At 66.8% G+C, this 22,331-nt stretch carries 22 protein-coding genes, 1 other RNA gene and 1 pseudogene; 10 read left to right on the top strand and 14 right to left on the bottom strand.

Annotated features, from left to right (window positions below):
* Positions 1-8: 8 nt before the first annotated feature.
* The 4 genes from A7U43_RS22025 to A7U43_RS22040 are packed head-to-tail and all read left to right on the top strand — an operon-like array spanning position 9 to position 3,652.
* Complete coding sequence (locus tag A7U43_RS22025) at positions 9-1,394, top strand: glutamine synthetase family protein (RefSeq protein WP_067999385.1); 1,386 nt, start codon at positions 9-11, stop codon at positions 1,392-1,394.
* Positions 1,391-2,089: an ABC transporter substrate-binding protein gene (locus A7U43_RS22030; protein ID WP_067999387.1), complete on the top strand. Its 699-nt coding sequence runs from the start codon at positions 1,391-1,393 to the stop codon at positions 2,087-2,089. The genes A7U43_RS22025 and A7U43_RS22030 overlap by 4 nt, the downstream gene beginning before the upstream one ends.
* A 1-nt stretch (position 2,090) precedes the next feature.
* The gene (locus A7U43_RS22035; protein ID WP_067999389.1) at positions 2,091-2,798 is read left to right on the top strand and encodes a gamma-glutamyl-gamma-aminobutyrate hydrolase family protein; all 708 of its coding nucleotides are present in this window, start codon (positions 2,091-2,093) and stop codon (positions 2,796-2,798) included.
* Positions 2,795-3,652 carry a gamma-glutamyl-gamma-aminobutyrate hydrolase family protein gene (locus A7U43_RS22040; RefSeq protein ID WP_067999392.1) on the top strand — a complete coding sequence of 286 codons (858 nt, stop codon included), beginning with the start codon at positions 2,795-2,797 and terminating at the stop codon, positions 3,650-3,652. The genes A7U43_RS22035 and A7U43_RS22040 overlap by 4 nt, the downstream gene beginning before the upstream one ends.
* Here the strand turns inward: A7U43_RS22040 and A7U43_RS22045 are convergent.
* The gene (locus A7U43_RS22045; RefSeq protein WP_231963383.1) at positions 3,649-4,173 is read right to left on the bottom strand and encodes a TetR/AcrR family transcriptional regulator; all 525 of its coding nucleotides are present in this window, start codon (positions 4,171-4,173) and stop codon (positions 3,649-3,651) included. The two genes, A7U43_RS22040 and A7U43_RS22045, sit on opposite strands and share 4 nt — an antisense overlap.
* Positions 4,174-4,412: 239 nt before the next feature.
* Here A7U43_RS22045 and A7U43_RS22050 point away from each other — a divergent pair, with 239 nt between their 5' ends.
* The 5 genes and pseudogenes from A7U43_RS22050 to A7U43_RS30685 all read left to right on the top strand — a co-directional run.
* Positions 4,413-4,655: a hypothetical protein gene (locus tag A7U43_RS22050; RefSeq protein WP_067999395.1), complete on the top strand. Its 243-nt coding sequence runs from the start codon at positions 4,413-4,415 to the stop codon at positions 4,653-4,655.
* 79 nt (positions 4,656-4,734) lie between these two features.
* On the top strand, positions 4,735-5,172 hold the full coding sequence (locus A7U43_RS22055) for a MarR family winged helix-turn-helix transcriptional regulator (RefSeq protein ID WP_231963384.1): 438 nt from the start codon (positions 4,735-4,737) through the stop codon (positions 5,170-5,172).
* 103 nt (positions 5,173-5,275) lie between these two features.
* Positions 5,276-6,435, top strand: a protein-coding gene (locus A7U43_RS22065) for an IS3 family transposase (protein ID WP_156525996.1) whose coding sequence is annotated in 2 segments (ribosomal slippage) — positions 5,276-5,567 and positions 5,567-6,435 — 1,161 coding nt in all. Because the reading frame shifts where the segments join, the coding sequence is not laid out codon by codon here.
* 42 nt (positions 6,436-6,477) lie between these two features.
* Positions 6,478-6,831, top strand: coding sequence for a nuclear transport factor 2 family protein (locus A7U43_RS22070; protein WP_231963385.1), 354 nt, complete (start codon positions 6,478-6,480; stop codon positions 6,829-6,831).
* A 118-nt stretch (positions 6,832-6,949) separates the two neighbouring features.
* Positions 6,950-6,994 (top strand): annotated as a pseudogene (locus A7U43_RS30685) (hypothetical protein); the annotation flags it as partial.
* A gap of 79 nt (positions 6,995-7,073) precedes the next feature.
* On the opposite strand, the gene A7U43_RS22080 reads toward A7U43_RS30685, so the two are convergent.
* The 3 genes from A7U43_RS22080 to A7U43_RS22090 form a co-directional block, all read right to left on the bottom strand.
* Positions 7,074-8,192 carry a PDR/VanB family oxidoreductase gene (locus A7U43_RS22080; RefSeq protein WP_068003422.1) on the bottom strand — a complete coding sequence of 373 codons (1,119 nt, stop codon included), beginning with the start codon at positions 8,190-8,192 and terminating at the stop codon, positions 7,074-7,076.
* Positions 8,185-9,093 (bottom strand): metal-dependent hydrolase, encoded by a 909-nt coding sequence (locus A7U43_RS22085; protein ID WP_067999400.1) that lies wholly within the window; start codon positions 9,091-9,093, stop codon positions 8,185-8,187. Before A7U43_RS22085 ends, A7U43_RS22080 begins: the two co-directional genes overlap by 8 nt.
* 83 nt (positions 9,094-9,176) lie before the next feature.
* Entirely contained in the window at positions 9,177-12,020 is a 2,844-nt protein-coding gene (locus A7U43_RS22090; RefSeq protein ID WP_067999402.1) for an MMPL/RND family transporter, read from the bottom strand.
* 248 nt (positions 12,021-12,268) lie between these two features.
* Here A7U43_RS22090 and A7U43_RS22095 point away from each other — a divergent pair, with 248 nt between their 5' ends.
* Positions 12,269-12,808, top strand: a complete 540-nt coding sequence (locus A7U43_RS22095; protein ID WP_067999404.1) for a hypothetical protein — start codon at positions 12,269-12,271, stop codon at positions 12,806-12,808.
* Positions 12,809-13,108: 300 nt separating this feature from the next.
* Here A7U43_RS22095 and A7U43_RS22100 read toward each other — a convergent pair whose 3' ends face one another.
* From A7U43_RS22100 to prfB, 10 genes are all read right to left on the bottom strand, one after another.
* Entirely contained in the window at positions 13,109-13,708 is a 600-nt protein-coding gene (locus A7U43_RS22100; protein ID WP_067999406.1) for a hypothetical protein, read from the bottom strand.
* A 29-nt stretch (positions 13,709-13,737) separates the two neighbouring features.
* Positions 13,738-14,646 carry an alpha/beta fold hydrolase gene (locus A7U43_RS22105; protein WP_067999408.1) on the bottom strand — a complete coding sequence of 303 codons (909 nt, stop codon included), beginning with the start codon at positions 14,644-14,646 and terminating at the stop codon, positions 13,738-13,740.
* A 151-nt stretch (positions 14,647-14,797) separates the two neighbouring features.
* Positions 14,798-15,169, bottom strand: a transfer-messenger RNA (tmRNA) gene (gene ssrA, locus A7U43_RS22110).
* 65 nt (positions 15,170-15,234) lie between these two features.
* Positions 15,235-17,436, bottom strand: a complete 2,202-nt coding sequence (locus A7U43_RS22115; RefSeq protein WP_156526162.1) for a putative bifunctional diguanylate cyclase/phosphodiesterase — start codon at positions 17,434-17,436, stop codon at positions 15,235-15,237.
* A gap of 212 nt (positions 17,437-17,648) precedes the next feature.
* Positions 17,649-18,146 carry an SsrA-binding protein SmpB gene (gene smpB, locus A7U43_RS22120; protein WP_067999413.1) on the bottom strand — a complete coding sequence of 166 codons (498 nt, stop codon included), beginning with the start codon at positions 18,144-18,146 and terminating at the stop codon, positions 17,649-17,651.
* A gap of 3 nt (positions 18,147-18,149) precedes the next feature.
* Entirely contained in the window at positions 18,150-19,043 is an 894-nt protein-coding gene (gene ftsX / locus A7U43_RS22125) for a permease-like cell division protein FtsX (protein ID WP_067999415.1), read from the bottom strand.
* Positions 19,043-19,732, bottom strand: a complete 690-nt coding sequence (ftsE, locus tag A7U43_RS22130; protein ID WP_067999417.1) for a cell division ATP-binding protein FtsE — start codon at positions 19,730-19,732, stop codon at positions 19,043-19,045. Before ftsE ends, ftsX begins: the two co-directional genes overlap by 1 nt.
* A 25-nt stretch (positions 19,733-19,757) precedes the next feature.
* The gene (locus A7U43_RS22135; RefSeq protein WP_067999419.1) at positions 19,758-20,273 is read right to left on the bottom strand and encodes a hypothetical protein; all 516 of its coding nucleotides are present in this window, start codon (positions 20,271-20,273) and stop codon (positions 19,758-19,760) included.
* On the bottom strand, positions 20,270-21,190 hold the full coding sequence (locus A7U43_RS22140; protein ID WP_067999421.1) for a mechanosensitive ion channel family protein: 921 nt from the start codon (positions 21,188-21,190) through the stop codon (positions 20,270-20,272). Before A7U43_RS22140 ends, A7U43_RS22135 begins: the two co-directional genes overlap by 4 nt.
* Positions 21,177-22,295, bottom strand: coding sequence for a peptide chain release factor 2 (prfB, locus tag A7U43_RS22145; RefSeq protein WP_067999423.1), 1,119 nt, complete (start codon positions 22,293-22,295; stop codon positions 21,177-21,179). The genes A7U43_RS22140 and prfB overlap by 14 nt, the downstream gene beginning before the upstream one ends.
* Between the last annotated feature and the right edge of the window lie 36 nt (positions 22,296-22,331).

Below are 22,331 nucleotides of genomic sequence, written 5' to 3' on the forward strand. Positions count from 1 at the left end.
GAGATCCGATGACCACCACCCCGCTCGACGCGCACCGGCAGGCCAACGCCACCAGCGCACACCTGGCTCACGCGTGCGAGACCATCGCCGAGCGCGGCGTGGAGTTCGTCTACTTCCAGGCCATCACAATCACCGGCCGCGTGGTCGGAAAGGTGGCCCCCGCACGGCATTTCGAGCGCCTGGCCGTCAAGGGCGTGCAGCAGCACCAGACCGCGATCGCCAACCTGCAGGGCACCCGCGAAGGTGTGCTGCTGGCCGGCGGGGTCAACGCCCCCGAGTACACCGCGATCCCCGATCTTGACACCTTCGCCGTGCTGCCCTGGGACACCAGTTTTGCCCGGGTGTTCTGCCGGCTGTATGAACCCGACCACCTGGCCGTCGACGCCGGCATCGAGCTGGCCTGCGACTCCCGAGGGCTACTTCGAAAGGCGCACGCCGGGTTCACCGATCGCACCGGCCTGGAGCTGCGCACCGGATGCGAACCCGAAATGACCTGGCAGGGTGAAGGGCTGGAGGCGCAGTTCCGGCCCGGATCCAGCCCGGCCTATCACATCGAGCACCTGGAGCGGAACCGCCCGATCGTCAAGAAGGTCGTCGAATACGCCCAGGCGCTGGGCCTGGACATGATCGAGGGTGACTACGAGGACGAGTTCCAGGTCGAGCTGAACTTCATGTATGACCACGCCAACCTGACCGCCGACCGGCTGACCACCTACCGGCAGATCTGCAAGCAGGTGGCCCGCGAACTCGGTATCCAAGCCAGCTTTATGCCCAAACCCGCCACCGGCATGATGGGCAACGGCTGCCACCACAACTTCAGCCTGTGGCGCGACGACGTCAACGTGCTGGTCGACCCGGGCGTCACCGAACTACACCTCTCCGAGATCGGCCGCCACGCCCTGGGCGGGCTGCTATCGCATTCCGCCGGCGCCATGCTGGTCAACGGATCCACGGTGAACTCCTACAAACGCTATTGGGACGCCGGACAATTCGCGCCATCGAAGATCAACTGGGGCCTGGACAACAAGACCTGCACGGTGCGTCTGTCGGCCAACGGGCGCCTGGAGTACAAACTGCCCGATGCCGCGGTCAATCCCTATCTGTCCCATACCATCCTGCTCGCCGCCTGCGAGGACGGCATGAAAAACGCCACCGACCCGGGCGTGCCGTGCCAGGGGTCGTCCTATGACGCCCCGGCCGACGACCGCTTCCCGGCGCTGCCGCTCACCCTGGGCGACGCCATCACGGCCTTCGGCAAGGACACCGTGATCACCGAGGCGTTCGGCCCGAAACTCTCCACACTGCTCATCGATTTCCACACCGATGAGTGGGCCCGATTCTGTGGATACGTCACCGACTGGGAGCGTGAAATGTACTGGAACGATGCGCCGTGACCGACACGCTGAGACTGGCCTGCCTGGACGCCGAAGCCCCGCCGCTGTTCACGCTGTGGACCCCGGAGCACGGCCGCGACGGCTATGAGCCGGGTGTCGCGGCGGCACTCGGCGCCGAACTCGGCCGTGAGATCGAATGGGTGCGGGTGCCGTGGGTGGACATGATCCCCGCGGTACAGCGCGGGGACGCCGACGCGGTGCTGTGCGGGCAGGGCATCACGGCCGAGCGGCTGGCCCAGGTCGACTTCACCCGCCCGTACGCGATCTTCCACGAGGGCGTGCTGATCCGGCGTGGTGACGACATCCACTGCGCGGCCGATCTGGTGGGCCGCAAGGTCGCGGCCATCGAGAACAGCACCAATATGACGCTGGCCCAGACCTTCACCGGTGCCGAGCCGGTCGCGTTCGGAGCGGGCAGCGACGACGTGTACGCCGATATGCTGGCCGCCCTGCTGGCCAAGGATGTCGACGCCGTGGTCGACGACGACGTGGTGTTCGTGCCGCTCGGGGCGACGCACCCCGACTACGAACTGGCCTTCACCGTGCAGACCGCCAATCGTTGGGGTATCGCGGTGTCCAAGGACCGGCCCGACACGCTGGCCGAGATCGACGGCGCGCTGGGCCGGCTCATCGACTCGGGGCGGCTGCAGCAGGTGTGGACCCAGCACCTGCCGACCCTGCACTACCCGTTCTGAGATGACCCGTCCGCTGATCGCGGTCACCGGCCGCCGGGCCGCGCAGGTGCCGATCCTGCGATTCTCGGCGACCGTGGCCGCCGAGGCGATCTGCGAAGCCGTGTGGGCGGTCGGCGGCGAGCCGGTGATCCTGCATCCCCCGGCTGCGGACCCGATCGCCGAACTACCCGCCAGACTGGAGGGTTTCGACGGGGTGCTGCTGCCCGGCGGCGCCGACCTGGATCCGTGTCGCTACGGTGCCCAGCCCGCCGCGGAGACCACCGGCACCGTGGCCTTCCAGGACGACTTCGACATCGGCATCACGAAAGCGCTCCTGGATTCGGGCATCCCGGTGCTGGCCATCTGTCGCGGCATGCAGGTGCTCAACGTCGCGCTCGGCGGCACCTTACACCAGCATCTACCGGAGGTCATGCACCACAACAGCATTCACCCGGTCGACGTGCAGGACAGCTCCCGGCTGCACGGCATCCTCGGCGCGGACCGCATCGAGGTGTCGTCCTACCACCACCAGGGGATCGACCGGCTGGGACGCGATCTCACCGTCACCGCCACCTCCGCCGACGGTGTCATCGAGGCCGTCGAGCACCGCTGCGCCGACATCGTCGCGGTGCAGTGGCACCCGGAGGACCGGCACGCCGAATCCCACACCGACGCCGCACTGTTCGCCGATCTGGTGGACCGCGCCCGCAAACGAAAGGCCAATCGATGACCACCCTGGTTCGCCTGCAGGACGTCGTGCCGGACCTGCCGGCTCCGGACTGCCCGCGCGCCCATATCTACGTGCTGGCATCGTTGAACTACCCGGACATCAGCGCCGCCGACGTCGCACTGGTCAAGCGGTTCACCAAGACGGCACTGACCACGTTGATCGAACTGGGCGCGGACTACGAGTTCTTCGACACCACCGTGCCGCTCGATAATCCCTCCGCGGCAGCGCACTTCGACGGCCTGCTGCTACTCGGCGGCGGTGACGTCGACAACTCCTGCTACGGGATGAGCACCCCGCACCCCACGACCTACGGGGTGGATGGCCGCGCCGACCGCGACGCGTTCGCCGCCATCGCCGCGGCCGGGGCCGCCGACCGCCCGATCTTCGGGATCTGCCGAGGATCGCAGCTGCTCAACGTGTTCCGCGGCGGCACGCTGATCGGTGATATCGAGGATTACCGCCTGCACCACGGGGCGCCCGGTGAACCGGAGTTCGTCGACGAGCCCGTCGACATCATCCCCGGTACCCGGCTGGCGGCCATCCTGGGAACCGACCGGATCATGGCCCGCAACGGGCATCACCAGGCCGTGGACAAACTCGGCGGCGGACTGGTGGTCGCGGCCCGCGCGCTGGACGGCATCACCGAGGGCATCGAGGACCCCAAGCGGTTCTTCCTGGGTGTGCAGTGGCATCCCGAGGACGACGCCGGGCCCGCCGCCGATCGGTTGGCCCTGTTCGGCGCCTTCGTCGACGCCGCCGAGCAGTCGCGTCACCGCAGCGCGGCGGCGGCACAGCCGATCCGGGAACGGCGATCCGCGAAGCTCACCCCTCCGAGCTTCGCGGATCGCACCTAGATATCGGCGGCCTCCGGGGTGAACTGCCCCTTGCGGATGAGGGCCGTCACGGCGGCATCCCACCGGTTCAACTGGCTGACGGAGTAGAACGGCTCGGGGATGTGCCGTTCGATGTGGTGGCGCAGCATGGTCGCGCCGACGCGTAGGATCAGCGGGTTGATGGTCCCCCAGAGCAGATCCAGGTCGGCCCGCACGAGTCCGTGCTCGGCGTACTTCTCGCCCTGTTCGGTGCTGATGCGCAGCAGCCCGTCGAAGATGACGTTGCCGATTTCGTCACCCTGGCACAGGGCATGCGCGACGTAGTCGGTGACCTCGGGGTACTTGTGGAAGAGCTTGGCGAACCGACCGCGGAGCTCGACGGAGTGATCGCCCGGCGGTTCCGGGAGCGGCTCTGACTCCAGGACTTCACCGAACACCCTCAGCACGTATTCGTCGACCGCGGCGGTCAGACCGGCCTTGTTACCGAAGTAGTGCTGCACGAGTCCGACGCTCACCCCGGCGGCATCGGCGACAGCGCGCAAAGGCGTATTCGAAACACCCTGCTGCGAAAAAGATTTGATGGCGGCATCGACTATCCGCTCCCGGGTGGACGGCACGGCAGGCGTCGACTCCCGGAGAAACACCGTGCCTGTCACCACGGCGACAATACAGCAGGGCCGGTTCGGCATACAAGTGTCCGGTATTGCCATATGACCGTGGGGTGATGCAATATGCACATACCGGTTGCCTGTGAGCAACCTGCGAGTCGGGGGCTTTGAACGTGAATTCTGTACTGCGGCAGCAGATCCAATCGGCGTGCGATGATGTGCACCGCGATCCGGAGGACAACGCCGCCATCGACCGCCTGCGGCGGCTGCTCGGCGCGCACCAAGGGGTGTCGCACGCGACCTGGCGCCGGCTGGTGGAACTGGCGTGCGACCAATTGTTCGACGATCCCGAGGACCACGACACCCGGGACCGGCTGTTGCTCCTGCTGGCCGCCCGTGGATCGGTCACACTGTAGCGGTGACGGCGAAGAAGCGGGGACATCCACCCACCGGGGGTGGCTGTCCCCGCAACAGCAGCGCGCGTGGGTGGCCTACATGCGGGTGCAGCTGCGGATGAACTACGAGATGAATCGGCAGTTGCAGGCGGATTCGCAGCTGTCGCTGGCTGACTACGACGTGCTCGTGGCACTCAGCGGCAATCGGGATCGGGCGATGCGGGTCAGCGACCTGGCCGCCCAGATCGGCTGGGAGCGCAACAGGTTGTCACATCAGTTGCGCCGCATGGAAGAACGTGGTCTCACCGAGCGCAGGCCGAACGCCGAGGATGGCCGCACCAGCATGTCGTCCTCACCGAGCGGGGACACGCCGCCATCATCGAGGCAGCCCCGGCACATGTCGACCTGGTGCACCGGCTGTTCTTCAACCCGCTTCCGGACAACCTGCTGGCGCCGTTCACCGCGGCGCTGGAACATATCCACGTCAACCTCAATCTCAACAGCTCGCTGCCGCCCGCACCGAGCTGAAGTTAAGTGAACCGTCACCTAATTGGAGAGCCGACGATGACCGATGGGGACTGCCCCCAGTTTGGTTGACTCCTGACCTGTGAGGATTCGTCCTTGCTGGAAGGATCAACCTCGTGCCGACACCGTTTCCTGCCGAGTTCCGTGCCGACGTCATCGCGGTGGCCCGCAAGGGCGAGGCGCCGCTGCGCCAGATCGCGAAGGACTTCGGCATATCGGAGGCTTGCCTGCACCGCTGGCTCAAGATCGCTGATCGTGAGGATGGCCGCGGTAAGCCCGCCTCAGCGGCCGATGCTGAGGACATGGCCGCGCAGCTGCGCGAAGCACACAAGCGGATCAAACTCCTCGAGCAAGAGGCCGAGGTGATGCGCCGCGCGGTCGGCTATCTGTCCCGGGACGCCAACCCAAAATGATGTACCCGCTGGTCCTTGACCTTGCCGCTGACGGCGTGCCCGTCACGGTGACCTGCCGGGTCCTGGGATTCTCCACCCAGGCGTTCTACAAGTGGCGCAAAGCACCGCTGTCACAGCGGGATTGGGACGACGCGCACCTGATCAACGCGGCTCGCGAGATCCACGCTGATGATCCCGCTTTCGGGTACCGGTTCATCGCTGATGAGTTGCCTGGGCGCGGGATCACCACCAGCGAGAACCGTGTCGCACGGCTGTGTTCCCAGGAACGGATCTGGTCGATCTTCGCCAAGAAGCGAGGGCTGAACCGCCGATCCGGGCCGCCCGTGCATGACGACCTCGTGCAACGTCAGTTCAGCGCCCACGCTCCCAACCAGGTCTGGCTGGCCGACATCACCGAGCACCGCACCGATGAAGGCAAGCTCTACCTCTGCGCCATCAAAGACGTCTACTCCAACCGGATTGTCGGCTACTCGATCGACTCCCGAATGAAGTCGTCGTTGGCCGTGGCGGCGCTGGACCACGCTGTGGCGCTGCGCTCACCGGTTGCGGCGATTGTCCACTCCGACAGGGGTAGCCAGTTTCGATCGCGAAAGTTCGTCCACGCGCTGTCACACAACGGATTACACGGATCGATGGGCCGTGTCGGTGCCTGCGGAGACAACGCAGCCATGGAGTCGTTCTTCGCCCTGTTGCAACGCAACGTCCTGGACCGACGACGCTGGACAACCCGCGCCGAACTCCGGATGGCGATCGTCATCTGGATCGAGCGGACCTACCACCGCCGCCGGCGCCAACGCGCCCTCGGCAGGCTCACCCCGATAGAGTTCGAACTGCTCCACACACCAGTCGCAACCGCGGCCTGAAATTCACACCCCGCGAGTCAACTGAACTCGGGGCAGTCCCATGTGACCACCCGCCTGATGGAAGCCAACCTGATGGACGTCTTCAATGAGCGCGACGCGGATCGACGTGCCGCGGCGATCGCCGCCACCTACTCCCCCGACGTGCAGTGGTTCGACGACGAAGGCGTCGCCACCGGCCTCGACGAACTGAACACCAAGGCCGCTGCCTTGCAGGAGAAACTCAGCGGTCTGCATTTCGCGGCGGCGGGCCCCGTCCGACAGACCCGTGGACTGGGGGTTCTCGCATGGGAACTGCGAGCCCCGGATGACAGCGTGGTGGCCACCGGCTTCGACGTCGCCGAGATCGCCGACGACCGCATCGTCAAACTGTGGACCATCCTCACTGGGAATAGGTGATTAATCACCTAGGTTGCGCCGGGTGAGTCAACACCATCATCGAGACACCGGGCTGGCCGGGCTGGCTCCCGCCGAGGAACAACAGGCGGCGCTGGACGGCATGGCCGCCGTGGTGCCGATGAAGCGGCTCGGGCATGTCGACGAGATCGCCTCGGCGGTACTGTTTCTCGCCTCGGACCAGAGCAGCTATATGACCGGGGCCGAGCTGGCCGCCGACGACGGTCAGCTCCAGCTCTGGCCGCTCACAGATCGAGCACCAGACGATCACCGGCAGACCGCGACACACACAGCAGCATCTGCCCGAGCCGGCGCTGCTCATCGGTCAGCAATTGGTCACGGTGCTCGACCTCACCGGCCACCACCTGCTGCGCGCAGCTCCCGCAGAATCCCTGCCGGCAGGAGTAGCTGACATCCGACTCGACGGCCAGCAACGCCGCCAGCGCACTCTGATCCGCGCGGACCGGGACAATGACCGCACTGCGCCGCAGCTCGAGTTCGAAGGGCTGCCCGTTGACCACTGGCACCGGGGAGAACCGCTCGATGTGCAGTTCGGTGCGCTCCGGGACCGCGCCGTGCACCAGATCCATCATCGGCGGCGGGCCGCACGCGTACACCGCGGTCCACGGGTCCACGTCATCGAGAAGATGTGCCGGCGTGGGCAGTCCGGACACGTCATCGGTCAGCACCCGGACCCGGTCGCCGAACGCCTCGAGCTGGTCCAGGAACGGCAGGCTTTCGCGGTGGCGGCCGGTGTAGCGCAGCGACCAGTCGAGCTGCAGTCGGTCGGCCAGCCGCACCATCGGCAGGATGGGCGTGATCCCGATGCCGCCGGCGATGAAACGTAGCCTCTCCGCCCGCGATCCGGAACCCGGCAGCGGCATCATGAACGCGTTGCGCGGCTCGCTCACCTCGATGAGCTGCCCGACGGTCAGGGCGTGCACCTCGTGGGAGGCGCCCTGCTCGCCAGGGATCAGGCGTACGGCGACGCGGTAGTGATCGGCGCGGTCCGGGTCCCCGCACAGCGAATACTGCCGGGTCCGGCCGGAGGGCAGATGCACATCGATATGTGCGCCGGCGTGCCACCGGGGCAGGTCCTCGCCGTCGGCGGCGACCAACGTCAGCGCCACGACATCGGGATCTCCGGCCACCAAACTACGTTCCTCGACAACCATCGCCCGGCGGTTGGTCCGGCGCGGCAGCGCGGGCAGTGCCGCGTCGCCGCCCAACCGGGTCACCACCGACAGAAAGTGCGGGACCGCGATTCCGGCAATCCGGATCAGCAGGTCCGAGGACTTGCCGTAGAGGCCCGGCGGCGGCTCCCCGGTGTAGGGCTTGAGCAGGCGCGCCAGCCGATCACCCATGCGCGGCACGGGCCGCCGGCGAACTGGCGAGGTAGGCGACGGCCTGGGCGGTGCTGCCCTCGTCGACGGGGCTGTAGTCGCGACGGAGCAGGGTCAGCCCGGAGCGCACGTAGAACCCCATCGACGGCAGGGCCCCGGACTTGCCGGAGTTGCGCAGCCGCCACAACAGCCTCAGGTACCCCAGCTTGGGCAGGGCCGGATCCTGGTGCACCAGGTACTTGGTGCCGCGCAGCATCATCGCGAAGAAGACGACCGTGACCATCACGCCGGCCGCGGCCTGCGCGAAGTAGTCCATGCCGAAGTACTTGGCGACGTTGAACGAGACATGCCGGTGCTCCACCTCCTCCGCGCCGTGCCAGCGGTACAGGTCGGTCAACGTCGGGTCGGCCCCGAGCTCGTCCCACCGATTGTTCAGCGCCCAGTTGCCCAGCACGCCGGTGTAGTGCTCGGCGGCACTGAGCGCATGGGTCCCCGAGGCGAGCGCCTTGCGCTTCTTGTCCGGCGGCGCCTGGTCGATACGCAGGTCGTACTGACCGGCCACCCACTCGAGCTGCTTGGTGAAGGGCTCCGGGTCGATGCCGTGGCCGCGCAGGTACTCGGCCAGCACAATGTCGTGGGTACGGGCGTGCACGGCCTCCTGCCCGACGAAGCCGACGATCTCCTCCCGCAGGTGTTCGTCCCGCACGTAGACCAGCGAGTCGGAGAGCAATTTGCTGAACCACCGCTCGGCGACGGGCAGAAACAGGTTCAACGCGGTCACCCCGTGCGACGCGTACGGATCCGAGGGGATCCAGTGCAACGGGGCCTGTGACCAGTCGAACTGCACATTGCGCGGGCGAAGAGCCACCTCTTCGGGCGCGAACGTGTCCGCGGCACCATCGACAGCCCGGTCTTCGATCATCAGCCCAACATTCCCGGCCATGTCGTTGCTCAAACACCCGGCAGCGAATGACCGTAGCGGGGCAGGTAACGCGCCTGCCCGGCCTACGCGGGCACGTCGATGCCGCGCGCCGCCAGCCTACGCCGAGACGCCTCGGTGCGGATGGCCTGCGGCCACCAGAACCATTTGCCCAGCAGGGCGGCGATCGCCGGGGTCATGAACGAGCGCACCACCAGCGTGTCGAAGAGCAGGCCGAGCGCAATCGTGGTGCCGACCTGGGCCATCACCGTCAGGTCGCTGAACGCGAACGAGGCCATCGTGAACGCGAACACCAGACCCGCCGAGGTGACCACCGACCCGGTGCCGGCCATGGCTCGGATGATGCCGGTCTTCAGCCCGCCGGGCAGCTCCTCCTTGAACCGGCTCACCAACAGCAGGTTGTAGTCCGAGCCCACCGCCAGCAGCAGGATCACCGACATGGGCAGCACCATCCAGTGCAGCTCCAGACCGAGGATGTGCTGCCACAGCAACACCGACATGCCGAATGACGCGCCCAACGACAACAGCACCGTGCCGACGATCACCGCGGCCGCCACCAGTGCCCGGGTGATGAGCAGCATGATCACGAAAATCAATGAGGCGGCGGCGATCCCGGCGATCACCAGATCCCACTGCGCACCGTCGTGCATGTCCTTGTAGGTGGCCGCGGTGCCGGCGAGAAAGATCTTCGAACCTTCCAGCGGGGTGCCCTTGATAGCCTCCTTGGCGGCCTGCTTGATCGGGTCGACGTGCGCGATGCCCTCGGGGGTAGCGGGGTCCCCGTCGTGACTGATGATGAACCGCACCGACTTTCCGTCCGGTGAGATGAAGTTCTCCATGCCGCGCTTGAAGTCTTCGTTCTCGAAGGCCTCCGGTGGCAGGTAGAAGGAGTCGTCGTTGCGCGCGGCGTCGAAGGCCTCCCCCATCGCCGTCGAGTTGTCCTGCATCGCCGACCCCTGGTCCTGCATGCCCTTCTGGGTCTGATACATCGTGAGCATCGAGTTCCGCATGTTCTCCATGACGCGGATGTTCTCCGGCATCAGCGCGACCATCTGCGGCAGCAGGGTGTCCAGGCGCTGCAGGTCCGGGACCAGCTGTTCGACATCGGTTGTCAGCAGGTCGATTCCGTCGAGGGTGTCGAACACCGACCGCATGGTCGCACACACCGGGATGTCGTAGCAGTGCGGTTCCCAGTAGAAGTAATTCCGGATGGGCCGCAGAAAATCATCGAAATCGGCAATATGGTCCCGCATTTCGGCGACGTCGAGCGTCATGTCGGTGGTCTTGAGCACCATCGAGTGGGTGGTGGCCGCCATCTGCTCGGTGACCGACGACAACTGCTGCATCGTCTCGATATTGGTCTGCATATCGTCGGCCTGTTTGAGCATGTCGGCGAACTGGTCCTGGCGGTACTTCTCGTTCATCGTCTGGGTGGCGCCCTGTTGGCTGAGCATGAACGGAATCGTGGTGTGCTCGATGGGTTTTCCGTTGGGGCGGGTGATGGTCTGAACCCGCGCGACACCGGGCACAGCCAGGATCCCCTTGGCGATCTTGTTGATCACCAGGAAGTCGGCGGGGTTGCGCAGATCCCGGTCGCTTTCCACCATCAGCAGTTCGGGGTTCATCCGCGCCGCACCGAAATGCCGTTCGGCAGCTTCGTATCCGACGTTCGCCGACAGGTCGGCGGGCAGATAGCGACGCGCGTCGTAGTTCGTCCTGTAGCCGGGCAGGGTGATCAGACCGATGATCGCCAGCGCCAGGCTGGCGACCAGGATCGGGCCGGGCCAGCGCACCACGGTGACCCCGATGCGGCGCCACCCCCGGGAGCGGATGGCCCGCTTGGGTTCGAACCGGCCGAACCGGCTCCCGATCGTGATGACCGCCGGCCCCAGTGTCAGCGCCGCGAGCACCGCGACCAGGGTGCCGATCGCGCACGGTACGCCCATGGTCTGGAAGTAGGGCAGCCGGGTGAACGACAGGCACAGCATGGCGCCGGCAATGGTGAGGCCCGAGCCCAGCACGACATGCGCGGTGCCACCGAACATGCTGTAGTAGGCCCGCTCCCGGTCCTCACCGGCCCCGCGCGCCTCCTGATAGCGGCCGACGGCGAAGATCGCGTAGTCGGTGCCCGCCGCGATGATCATCAGCGTCAACAGGTTCACCGCGAACGTCGAGAGCCCGATGACGCCGACATTGGCCAGGAATGCCACCACACCCCGGGCGGCGCCGAGTTCGACGAACACCATCAGCAGGATCAGGATGGTGGTGCCGATGGAGCGGTACACGATGAGCAGCATCAGCAGGATGACACCGAGGGTGATCATGGTGACCTTGGCGATGCTCTTGTCGCCGGCATGGTGCTGATCGGAGATCAGGGGCGCACCGCCGGTGACGAACACCTGCAGTCCGGGTGGCGGCGGAGTTGCGGCCACGATATCGCGGACCGCCTGCACCGACTCGTTGGCCAGCGTCTCGCCCTGGTTGCCGTGCAGGTAGAGCTGGACGTACGCGGATTTGCCGTCAGCGCTCTGGGCGCCCGCGGCGGTCAGGGTGTCCCCCCAGAAGTCGGCCACGTGCTGGATGTGGGCGGGGTCGGCCTCGAACTTGTCGATCAGACCGTCGTAGTAGTGGTGGGCCTCGGCGCCGAGGGGTTGGTCGCCCTCGAGCACCACCATGGCATTGCTGTCGGAGTCGAACTCGTCGAAATTGGCGCCGATGCGCTTCATCGAGATCATCGCCGGCGCGTCCTTGGCGCTCAGCCCGACGGTGTTGGCCTCGCCGACCTCTTCCAGCGAAGGCACCAGAACGTTCGAGGCGACGGTCAGCACCAACCAGCCGACCAGGATGGGCACCGCGAGGGCGCGGACGAGGTGCGCGATCCTGGATCGCTGGGCGTTCGTGGCATTCATGAAGTGGGGCCCGTCGTTCTACAGAATCGCTATCGCGCGTAATTTACGTAGCCCGTTTAATCATTAGCAAGCCATACGGACAATTGACAGCAATCTCACAGACTCGGGCCACAGGTCGCCGGGCGACCATCCCGGCCATGCACAAGGGCAAGCGACGGGCGAAGCCGGGGCGCGCGAACTGAGCCGTTTCCCGAACGCCCGGCGAGTTACCCCACTTCGTCATCCGGACGTCGTAGGTTCGAAGCACTATGGCGAACAACGGTCCCCCCGAGAACCCGGGCTACTACTCCGATGACGAACCGACGCAGTACGCCGCGAACTACAGCGACTACACCCAGCCGTATCCCGCGGGCGACCCGTACACCGGCGGCGAACCCCCCGAGCCGCCGCTGCCCTGGTACCGCAAGCCCGCCGCGCTGGTCGTGATCGGCGCGGTGGCGGCGCTGGTGCTCGCCGGCGCCATCTGGGGCATCATCACCGCCCTGGGCGACGACTCGTCGCCGTCGACCATCACGACGACCACCACCACATCGGAAGCAGCCACCACGACCGCGGTGGCGCCGGTGCCGACCGAGACGGTCACGGCCACCCCGGAAACCACCACCACGACCGCGCCGACCACCACCACAACCACGACCACCACGCCGCCGACCACCACGACGACCACGACCACCACCACGACGACCACGCCGAGCACATCGGTGAGCACGAGTATCAGCACCGTCACCGAAACGCAGACCGAGACCCAGACCGTGACACCCGAGCCGCCGGCCGAGGACAACGGCTGACACCCTCGCCCAGCGTTGGCCGGTGTGCGAGTTCGCGCGAAGATCTCGGGCATAAGCCAACGTTGGGCGCACAGTAGGGCCACAGTTGCGTCACGGCCGGTTCCGAACCGCCCGCACCGCTGGTTGTATCGACCCGATGGGGACCCTCGCGCTCGTCATCGGGGTCGCCGTGATTGCCGCGCTGGGCGGCTACCTGGTCGGTCGCCGTCCGCGCCGGGCCCGCCGAGTGTTCATCGCCGGCTTCGTCTGCGGGTCGGCGGCCGGATCAATCCTGCAGGGTCGACGTCGCCGGCTGGCGAATCACGCGTTGCGCCGGGTCGTCGGCGGCGGGGTCGCCGTGGGCCCCAGAAGGTCGGTGCCGCTGTTCGATGAGGTGCGCCGCCACCGCCCGTACAGCGGCAACTCCCGCAAGGACTCCCATGACCATCGCCGGGCAAGGAACCGGACGACCGTCCGGACATAGCGACTGGTCTCGGAGTACCACCGCCATTCGTAGAGCCGCCCACCCGCCAATCGCTGCGCAAGCGCTTCGGATTCGACGCCCTGCAAATACGGCCGGACCCACGTCACCATCACCCAGGCCTGCCCGGCGTCGGGAAGCCGGAACGTCCACTCGATCGGCGCGTCACCGGCGGCCATGGTGTGCCGCACCGCCGGTGACTCGACGCCCTGTGCGCCGAAGAGTGCGACCGTGACGTTGTGGAAGACGCCGGGCCCACCGACCTCGAAACGCACCCGGTGCTCGTCGCCGTCACGTGTGACCGAGAACGCCACCAACCCGCCCACCGCGACGTAGCGGGAAAAGACCAGCGCGCCGCCGACCATGAGGATCCGGCGTGCGGCGAGCAGCATCGTGAAGGTCGCAACGGTCAGCGCGACGACGCTCCACATGAGATCCACGCGCACAGCGTGTCAGACGATCCCCGCGGTTACCGCGCCGCACCGATGAATTCGACGCCGGCGTTGATCGCGGCCCGGTGCCGCAGGATCCGGTAGTGCGCCAATCGGCCCAGCCCGCGGGTGGTCACCAGCTCCATACCCGGCCAGACACCGAGGAGTTCCTGGCTGTAGCGATAGGGCGCGTCCGGGTCGTCGGGGTCGTGGATCACCAGCAGCGGGGTCGCGGCGGCAAGGGTGGACCCGATGACACCGAGGTCGGTCTCGTGCAGTGGCATCTCGATGCGCTTGGCGAGCCGGCGATGCAGCCCGTCGCGGATGCGCGGGCCGAACCCGTGCCGTTCGGCGAACAAGTCCAGGTAGTAGTCGAAGTCGCCCATCGGCGCCAGGAACACCAGGCGTTCGATATCGGCGCCGCGGGTCAGCGCCAGCGCGGCGGCCTTGGCGCCCAGCGAGTGCGCGACGACCGCCCGCGCCGGGCCGTGCGTGCGCACGAACGCGGTGACGGCCTCGGTGCACTCGACGAGGTGGGTGCGGCCCGGGGCCAGCGCGCCGGTGTCGGAATCGTTGTGCGCCGGGAGGTCGAACGCGATGACACGGTGTCCGGCCTGCACGAGGGGTTTGACGAAGACGCCGAGGTGCGCGCGGCAACCGCCCCAGCCGTGCACCAGATACACCGTGGGTCCCTGCCCCCAGGCCTCCCCTGCCACCCGGTGCCCCGACCAGTACGCCTCGACGGGTTCACTCGGGGGAACCCCGGGTGGCATGCGCAGGCTGGCGTCGACATCCGGCGGCGTGCACCACAACTCGGTGGCCCACCGGGCCCCGATCGCCGGGGCGAACCGCTCCAGCAGGCCCAGCGCCCGGCGGATGCGGGGCTCGACCGGCGGCTCGATCCCCGACCCGGCCTGGGTGGCCGGCTGCGTGCTGTCACCGACCATCAAACGTTCCCTCTCCCCATGGCGCCGATCCTAAATGCGGGTGTCCGCCGTGCTCATACCCGCCCGACGTCGGTTATTCACCGCCGCCATGACGAAAACCGCAGCCACAACGAAGAACAGGCCAGGGCGGGTGGCCCTGGCCTGTTCTCTGTGGTGGAGCTGCCGGGAATTGAACCCGGGTCCTACGGCATTCCCTCAAGGCTTCTCCGTGCGCAGTCCGCTATGCCTCTACTCGGATCTCCTGATCACGCCGACAAGTCAGGATGACGATCCCAGTCGCTGTTTGATGTCCCCACGGTTCCCGCGACCGAACCCGTGGGTGGGTCCCTCTAGCTGATGCCAGGATCCGGGCCGAGGGCGCTCCCGGTCTGACAGACACGCAGTCGCTACTTAGGCAGCGAGGGCGTAGTCGCGCTGATTGGAATCGGCGCTTAATTGGTTGCAACGACGCTTACGGTGGTCTCTTGCCTGCACCGGCACGCTTCCCTTGATTCGATGCGCGAAGTCGAAACCGTTCAGCCCCTCGCACCCCCGCCGACGTTCGGCAGGACACTCCATCATAGCGCTCCCGCCGACAACCGCCAGTGATTAAGCCTGGCCCTGCACCATGGCCAGCGATTCGACGAGTTCGGACACCGGCACCGGGCGTCCGTACAGGTGCCCCTGCGCCAGCCGGCCGCCGGCCCGGGACACCATATCGGCCTGCTCGACGGTCTCCACGCCCTCGGCGATGACGTCCAGCCCCAGGTCGTCGCACAACTTGATCACCGACCGGTACAGCGTCTGATCCCGCGCCGGGTTGCTGCCGGAGGCCAGGCTGCGGTCCAGTTTCACGATGTCCACGGGCAGCGCGTGCAAATAGGTCAGCGAGCTGAACCCCGACCCGAAATCGTCGAGTGCCACCTTGACGCCCAGTTCACCGAACCGGCGGATCTGCCGGGCGGCCCGTTCGAGGTCCACGATGGGCATCGTCTCGGTGATCTCCAGCACCAGCCGGTCGCGCGGGATCTGGTAGCGCTCCAGCACCTCGCGCACCTGCACCTCGAACGCCGGGTTGCCCAACCGTGCCCCGCCGATGTTGACGTGGATGTCCAGTTCCAGGCCACGCCCACGCACCTCCCGGCACGCCTGGTCGAGGACCAAGGCGTCGAAGTCGGCGCCCAACCCGGCCGCCTCGGTGTCCGCGACGAAGGTCTCCGCGGAGATGTCGATCCCGTTGGCCGCCGTCCACCGGGCCAGTGCCTCCACCGCCACCGGCGTCCCACCGGCGAGCTGCACGACGGGCTGATAGACGAGCCGGAAGCCCGGTGGCGGTTCCCCTCTCGCGATGCGCAACAGTGTCGGGAAGTCGACCACCGCACCCGAGGACGGTGCATAGACGACGGCGGTGTCCTTGCCCATCCGCTTACCCGCATACATCGAGATGTCGGCCTGGCGCAGCAGATCGTCAGACGTCTGCGGCAACCCGTGCAGATCGGGCCGCACCAGCCCCATGCTGGCCTTAACCCGGAGCGACGAACCGTGCACCGGGAACGGCTCACGCAATGCGCTCCGTAGTCGCTCGGCGGCCGCCTCGAGCTGCCCGCCGCGGTCGTCGGCATCCTCGATCAAGATCGCGAACTCGTCACCGCCGATCCTCGCCAGAGTGTCACCCTCGGCCACGAAGCGCGCCAGCCGCTGCCCGACCGCGCACAGCAATTCGTCCCCCGCGGCGTGGCCGTACCGGTCGTTGACTTCCTTGAAATCGTCCAGGTCGATGAAGATCAGCACGAACTGCCCGTGCCGCATGGCCGCGTCGAGCCGCAGCGCGAACAGGGTCCGGTTCGGCAGCCCGGTCAACGCGTCATGGTGCACTTGATGGGCCAGGCCACGCTGGGCCCAGTACAGCCATTGCGTCAGTGACCGCTGCGCCCGCGTCGCAAGTACCTGCCGGGTGGCCACCAGCGCCACCATCGCCACCGTCAGGCAGGCCGCGGCAATGGACAGCTCACGGTCGATGTAGAGGTGGAAGGTGAACAGCACTGCGACGCCGAGGAACCCCACATAGGGCAGCAGCAACTGCGGCCAGTCCTGGCGGCGCAGCGCCACATCCTCCGGCAGCGGCGAGGTCGGCAGGAAGGCGAAACCGGTGAGCGCCGGGCCGACGATCAGACCGATTCCGACCCACAACTGCGCGTCGGTCATGTCCACCGATCGCAGATACGCGAGCAGCCTGTTGGACACCCCCATCAGCAGCAGGCCCCCGGCGAGCAGCAGGTAGTTCGTCCGATTCGGGCGGGCCGGGTCATAGATGGTGGCGATCAGCATCACGGTGCCAATCACGAAGATCTCGGCACCGATGAACGTGACGTCGAGCAGGCGCGTCACGGGCCCGGACGCCGCGAACCTGGTACCGAGATCGCTCATCACCGCAAGGATCAAGAAGGCCAGGCCGGCGATGACACCGTCGAGCACGTTGGTCACGAACGGTTGCCGCCGCGGACTGCCGGGCGGGGCCGTCACGCCGCCGCTGGATCGCACCAGCAGGGCCACCGCCGTGAACACCAGCACCGGTAGCGACATGTAGATGACCCTCGCCAGCACCGGCGCCCAGTCGGCCACGTGCAGCCGCCACAGTGTCTGGCCGAGCACCCAGTTCACCAATGCGGCGACGAACACCAGCCGCCACCAGCGTTCGGTACCGCGCTGGCGGCGTGCGACGGTCAGCCCGCACACGATGGCGGCCACCCCGACGCCGACCTGCAACACGTGCTCGACGACGCCCGCCACCGACTTGCCCCACAGCGCCATCGCGTTGACCGCTGCCAGGGTGAAGACCCCGGCGAGCACGAGTAAACGGAGACGCGAGTGTCCTAGTGTCACCCATCCTCCCCGTACGTGGTGGGGCGCACTATATCGCTGTCACCGTTGAGACCCACGCGAATACGACCATGCTGGACCCATGACGGCGTCGGGATCGGCTCCGCACCGGAGAGCCTGACGGAGTGCGTCGAGCGGCGCGGTCAGACCATGCCCTTGTTGCGCCGGCCCAGCTCGCGGATGATCTCCCGGTCGGCGTCGCGCTTGGCCAGATCCTGACGCTTGTCGCGGGCCTCTTTACCGCGGGCCAGCGCGAGTTCGACCTTGACCTTGCCGTCGGAGAAATACAACGACAGCGGCACCAGGGTCAGGTTGCCGTCGCGGATCTTGCCGACCAGATTGTCGATCTGGCTGCGGTGCATCAGCAGCTTGCGGTTGCGCCGCGGCGCGTGGTTGGTCCAGGTGCCGTGGTGATACTCGGCGATGTGCAGGTTGCGCAGCCAGATCTCACCGTCGTCGACGGTGGCGAACGCATCCGCCAGCGACGCCTGCCCCTCCCGCAGGCTCTTCACCTCGGTGCCGACCAGCATGATGCCGGCCTCGTACACATCCAGGATCGAATAGTTGTGGCGCGCCTTGCGATTGGTCGCCACCACGTGGTTGTTGGCCTTTTCGGCGGCTTTGTCGGGTTTTTTCGCCATCTTCTATCTTCGAACGTAGAGGCGCAGCGTCACATAGGCGGTGACACCGGCCATCGCCACACCCACGAACAGCAGGATCGGCGCGATGTAAAGGATATCGGCGAAGTCCAGCGGCGCAATCAAATTAGCTTGGGTGAACTGGGACAGCGCCTTCTCCAGGAACAGCGTGCGCACCGTGAGCAGACCGATGAGCGCCAACACCACACCGATGAACGCGGCCAACATCGCCTCCACGAGGAACGGCAACTGGGTATACCAGCGGGTCGCGCCGACCAGACGCATGATGCCGATCTCGGTGCGCCGCGTGTAGGCCGCCACCTGAACCATGTTGGCGATCAACAACACCGCACCGATCGCCTGCACCAGCGCCACCGCGAACGCCGCGTTCGACATCCCGTCGAGTAGCGCGAACAACCGGTCGATCAGATCCTTCTGGTTCAGCACGTTCAGTACGCCGGGCTGACCCTGCATGGCGCTGTCGAAGTCGAGGTGCTGCTCCGGGTTCTCCAGCTTGACGATGAACGACGCCGGGAACGCGTCCTTACTCGCGACGTCCTTGAAGGCCGGGATCTTCTTGATCGCGTCGGCGTAGGCCTCCTCCTGGTTGAGGTAGCGCACCGATTTCACGTCATCACGCGAATCGATCAGTGCCCGCAGCGCCTTGCACGGATCGGCATCGCAGTTCGGGTCGTTGACCGACACGTCGTTGGTCAGGAAGACCTGGCTTTCCACCCGGTCGAGGTAGATATCGCGGGACTGATCCGCCACCCGCATCACCAGCAGACCACCGCCGAACAGACCGATGGAGATGGCGGTCGTCAGGATCATCGCCACCGTCATCGTGACATTGCGACGAAGCCCGGTCAGAACCTCATTGACAAGGAACCCAAAACGCACTAGCGATCCATTCCGTAGACGCCGCGCTGCTCGTCGCGGATGAGCCGGCCCAATTCGAGTTCGATGACACGCTGACGCATGGAGTCCACGATGTGGTGATCGTGCGTCGCCATCAGGACCGTGGTTCCGGTGCGGTTGATCCGCTCGAGCAGATCCATGATGTCCTTACTGGTCTCCGGGTCCAGGTTGCCGGTCGGTTCGTCGGCCAGCAGCACCAGCGGCCGGTTCACGAACGCCCGCGCGATCGCGACGCGCTGCTGCTCACCGCCGGAGAGCTCGTGCGGCAGCCGGCTGGCCTTACCGGACAGTCCGACCATCTCCAGCACATCGGGCACCACCCGGTTGATCACGTCGCCCCGCTTGCCGATCACCTCCAGCGCGAAGGCCACGTTCTCGAACACCGTCTTCTGCTGCAGCAGGCGGAAGTCCTGGAACACGCAGCCGATCACCTGCCGCAGTTGCGGGATGTGTCGGCCGGAGAGCTTGTTGACGTGGAACTTCGACACGCGGACATCGCCCTTGGAGGGATGCTCGGCGCCCAGCAGCAGACGCATGAACGTCGACTTGCCCGAGCCCGACGGTCCGATGAGGAAGACGAACTCACCCTTGTCGATCTTGAGAGAGACGTCATCCAGTGCCGGACGAGCAGAGGATTTGTACTGCTTGCTCACTTTGTCGAGGGTGATCATCACGGCACGCCAGTGTAGACGCGTGTCAGTTCGCGGTGCGGGCAGGCGGCGGAGGTGTGGCGGTCGTCTGCGGCGCCGGAGCCGGCGCGGCGGGGGGCACCACCGGCAGCGTGATCGGCGGGATCAACCCGTTCGGTCCGTCCGGGTCGATGACCGTCGTGGTCGGCGGCGCCTCCGTGGTCGACGTCGGCGTGTCGCCCGGCGACGTCGTGTCGGTCGGGTCGGTCGGCGACGTCGTCGTGGTGGTCGGCGGCTCGGTCGTCGTGGTGGTGGTGGTCGTGGTGGTCGTGGTCGGGTACGTGGTGCGCGGTACCTCCACATTGGTGCGCGGCACCCAGGTGTACTCCGGGTCGGGCACGAAACCCGGCGGGACGACCTGGGTGACCGGCGCGGGTTCCGGCGGTGGGCTGTAGGTCTCGTAGAGCCACGAGGTGAACAGGAGCGCGACGATCAGGCCGATGGTCGACGTGCGCATCCGGCCGCCGAGGACGTAGGCCGGCCACTGCTTGTTGTCGTCGGTGGAACGCGAGATCAGCTTCATTGGCCACGCACCTCCGAGTTCGCGGCCAGCGAGGTGGACTCCGGCTTGGCGACGATGCCGGCCCGCGCCAGCGCCGCGATGACCAGCAGCCGCAGCTGCCTGCCCACCTCGAACTGCTTGCCGGGCAGGGTGCGGGCGACCATCCGCAGGTTCACGGTGTCCAGTTCGAGGCTCTCCACACCCATCAGCTGCGGCTGGTCCAGCAGCAGCTCGCTCATCGCCGGGTTCTTCATCGCGTTCTCGCACACCGCGTGCAGCAGCTCGTTAACGGCGTTGAGGTCCGCCGAGGTCGGCACCGGGATATCGACCACGGCACGCGCCCAGTCCTTGGACAGGTTGAGCGATTTCATGATCTGGCCGTTGGGGACGGTGAAGACCTCACCGTCACTGGTGCGCAGCTTGGTCACCCGCAGCGTGACGTCCTCGACGGTTCCGGTGGCGTCGTTGGACGCACCGAGCGTCAGCGTGACCAGGTCACCGAAGCCGTACTGCTTCTCGGTGATGATGAAGAACCCGGACAACAGATCCTGCACGATGCGCTGCGCGCCGAAGCCGAGCGCGGCACCCAGCACGGCGGCCGGCGCCACCAGCGAGCTCAGCGGGATCGCCAGGATGTCGGTGATCTGCAGCAGCACCACCACGCAGATCAGCGCGATGGTCACCCAGGAGATCACCGACGCGACGGCCTGACGATGCTTGGCGGTCTCAGTCCGCACCAGGGCATCGCTCTCCCGGAAGTCGGCGTCGATCCGCCTGCTGATGCGTTGGGCGGCCCAGTTCACGAACCGGGCCAGCAGGACCGCCAGGATCAGCAGCATGACGATGCGCAGGCCCTTGGTGATGATCCACTCACCGATGTCCCCGCGCCAGAAGTCGTGCCAGCGATCGGCCATGGACAGTGCGTTAGTCGTCGTCATCTTTCCTATTGCGCCAACGGATTCCCGCCTCCAGGAAGCCGTCGATGTCTCCGTCGAGAACCGCGGCCGGGCTACCGACCTCGAATTCGGTGCGTAGGTCTTTGACCATTTGGTAGGGGTGCAGCACATAGGACCGCATCTGATTGCCCCACGAGCTGCCGGCGTCGCTCTTGAGCGCATCCATCTCGGCGCGCTCCTCCTGCCGCTTGCGCTCCATCAGCTTGGCCTGCAGCACGCGCATCGCCGACACCTTGTTCTGCAGCTGGGACTTCTCGTTCTGGCAGGTGACCACGATGCCGGTCGGGATGTGGGTGAGGCGCACCGCCGAGTCGGTGGTGTTCACCGACTGACCGCCCGGCCCGCTGGAGCGGTACACGTCGACCCGAATGTCGCCTTCGGGGATCTCGATGTGGTCCGTGGTTTCCACGACCGGCAGCACCTCGACCTCGGCGAACGAGGTCTGCCGGCGGCCCTGGTTGTCGAACGGGCTGATGCGCACCAGCCGATGGGTGCCCTGCTCCACCGAGAGGGTGCCGTAGGCGTAGGGCGCGTGCACGGCGAAGGTGGCGCTCTTGATGCCGGCCTCTTCGGCGTAGGACGTGTCGAACACCTCGACGGGGTATTTGTGCGCCTCGGCCCACCGGATGTACATCCGCATCAGCATCTCGGCCCAGTCCGCGGCGTCGACACCACCGGCGCCCGAGCGGATGTTGACCAGCGCCTCGCGCTCGTCGTACTCGCCGGACAGCAGGGTCCGGACCTCCATGGCCTCGATGTCCTCGCGCAGCTTGGCCAGTTCGGCGTCCGCTTCGGCACGCGCCTCAGAGCCGGCGTCGCCCTCTTCCTCGGCGGCCATCTCGTAGAGCACCGGCAGGTCCTCGACGCGCTGGCGTAATTCCTCGACGCGGCGCAACTCGTTCTGGGCGTGCGACAACTCGCTGGTGACCTTCTGCGCGTGCGTTTGGTCGTTCCACAGGTTGGGGTCGGCGGCCTCGGCCTCGAGAGTCTCGATGCGGCCGCGCAGACCGTCGACATCGAGCACCCGCTCCACGGTCGTCAACGTGGTGTCGAGGGCAGCGATATCGGCAAGACGGTCAGGATCCACGACTGTTGAGGTTACCGGCCGCTTCCGGCGACTCCG

The organism is Mycobacterium adipatum, from assembly GCF_001644575.1.
In the GTDB taxonomy this organism is placed as follows: Bacteria; Actinomycetota; Actinomycetes; order Mycobacteriales; family Mycobacteriaceae; genus Mycobacterium; species Mycobacterium adipatum.

Excerpts from the sequence above, each read along its gene's own strand:
- A7U43_RS22095 (WP_067999404.1), top strand. The coding sequence starts at position 12,269 with ATGGCGAACAACGGTCCCCCCGAGAACCCGGGCTACTACTCCGATGAC.
- A7U43_RS22080 (WP_068003422.1), bottom strand. The coding sequence starts at position 8,192 with ATGGGTGATCGGCTGGCGCGCCTGCTCAAGCCCTACACCGGGGAGCCG.
- A7U43_RS22135 (WP_067999419.1), bottom strand. The coding sequence starts at position 20,273 with ATGAAGCTGATCTCGCGTTCCACCGACGACAACAAGCAGTGGCCGGCC.
- A7U43_RS22115 (WP_156526162.1), bottom strand. The coding sequence starts at position 17,436 with ATGGCGCTGTGGGGCAAGTCGGTGGCGGGCGTCGTCGAGCACGTGTTG.
- A7U43_RS22040 (WP_067999392.1), top strand. The coding sequence starts at position 2,795 with ATGACCACCCTGGTTCGCCTGCAGGACGTCGTGCCGGACCTGCCGGCT.
- A7U43_RS22090 (WP_067999402.1), bottom strand. The coding sequence starts at position 12,020 with ATGAATGCCACGAACGCCCAGCGATCCAGGATCGCGCACCTCGTCCGC.
- A7U43_RS22055 (WP_231963384.1), top strand. The coding sequence starts at position 4,735 with ATGCGGGTGCAGCTGCGGATGAACTACGAGATGAATCGGCAGTTGCAG.
- A7U43_RS22025 (WP_067999385.1), top strand. The coding sequence starts at position 9 with ATGACCACCACCCCGCTCGACGCGCACCGGCAGGCCAACGCCACCAGC.
- smpB (WP_067999413.1), bottom strand. The coding sequence starts at position 18,146 with ATGGCGAAAAAACCCGACAAAGCCGCCGAAAAGGCCAACAACCACGTG.
- A7U43_RS22140 (WP_067999421.1), bottom strand. The coding sequence starts at position 21,190 with ATGACGACGACTAACGCACTGTCCATGGCCGATCGCTGGCACGACTTC.
- ftsE (WP_067999417.1), bottom strand. The coding sequence starts at position 19,732 with ATGATCACCCTCGACAAAGTGAGCAAGCAGTACAAATCCTCTGCTCGT.
- A7U43_RS22105 (WP_067999408.1), bottom strand. The coding sequence starts at position 14,646 with ATGGTCGGTGACAGCACGCAGCCGGCCACCCAGGCCGGGTCGGGGATC.
- A7U43_RS22035 (WP_067999389.1), top strand. The coding sequence starts at position 2,091 with ATGACCCGTCCGCTGATCGCGGTCACCGGCCGCCGGGCCGCGCAGGTG.
- A7U43_RS22085 (WP_067999400.1), bottom strand. The coding sequence starts at position 9,093 with ATGATCGAAGACCGGGCTGTCGATGGTGCCGCGGACACGTTCGCGCCC.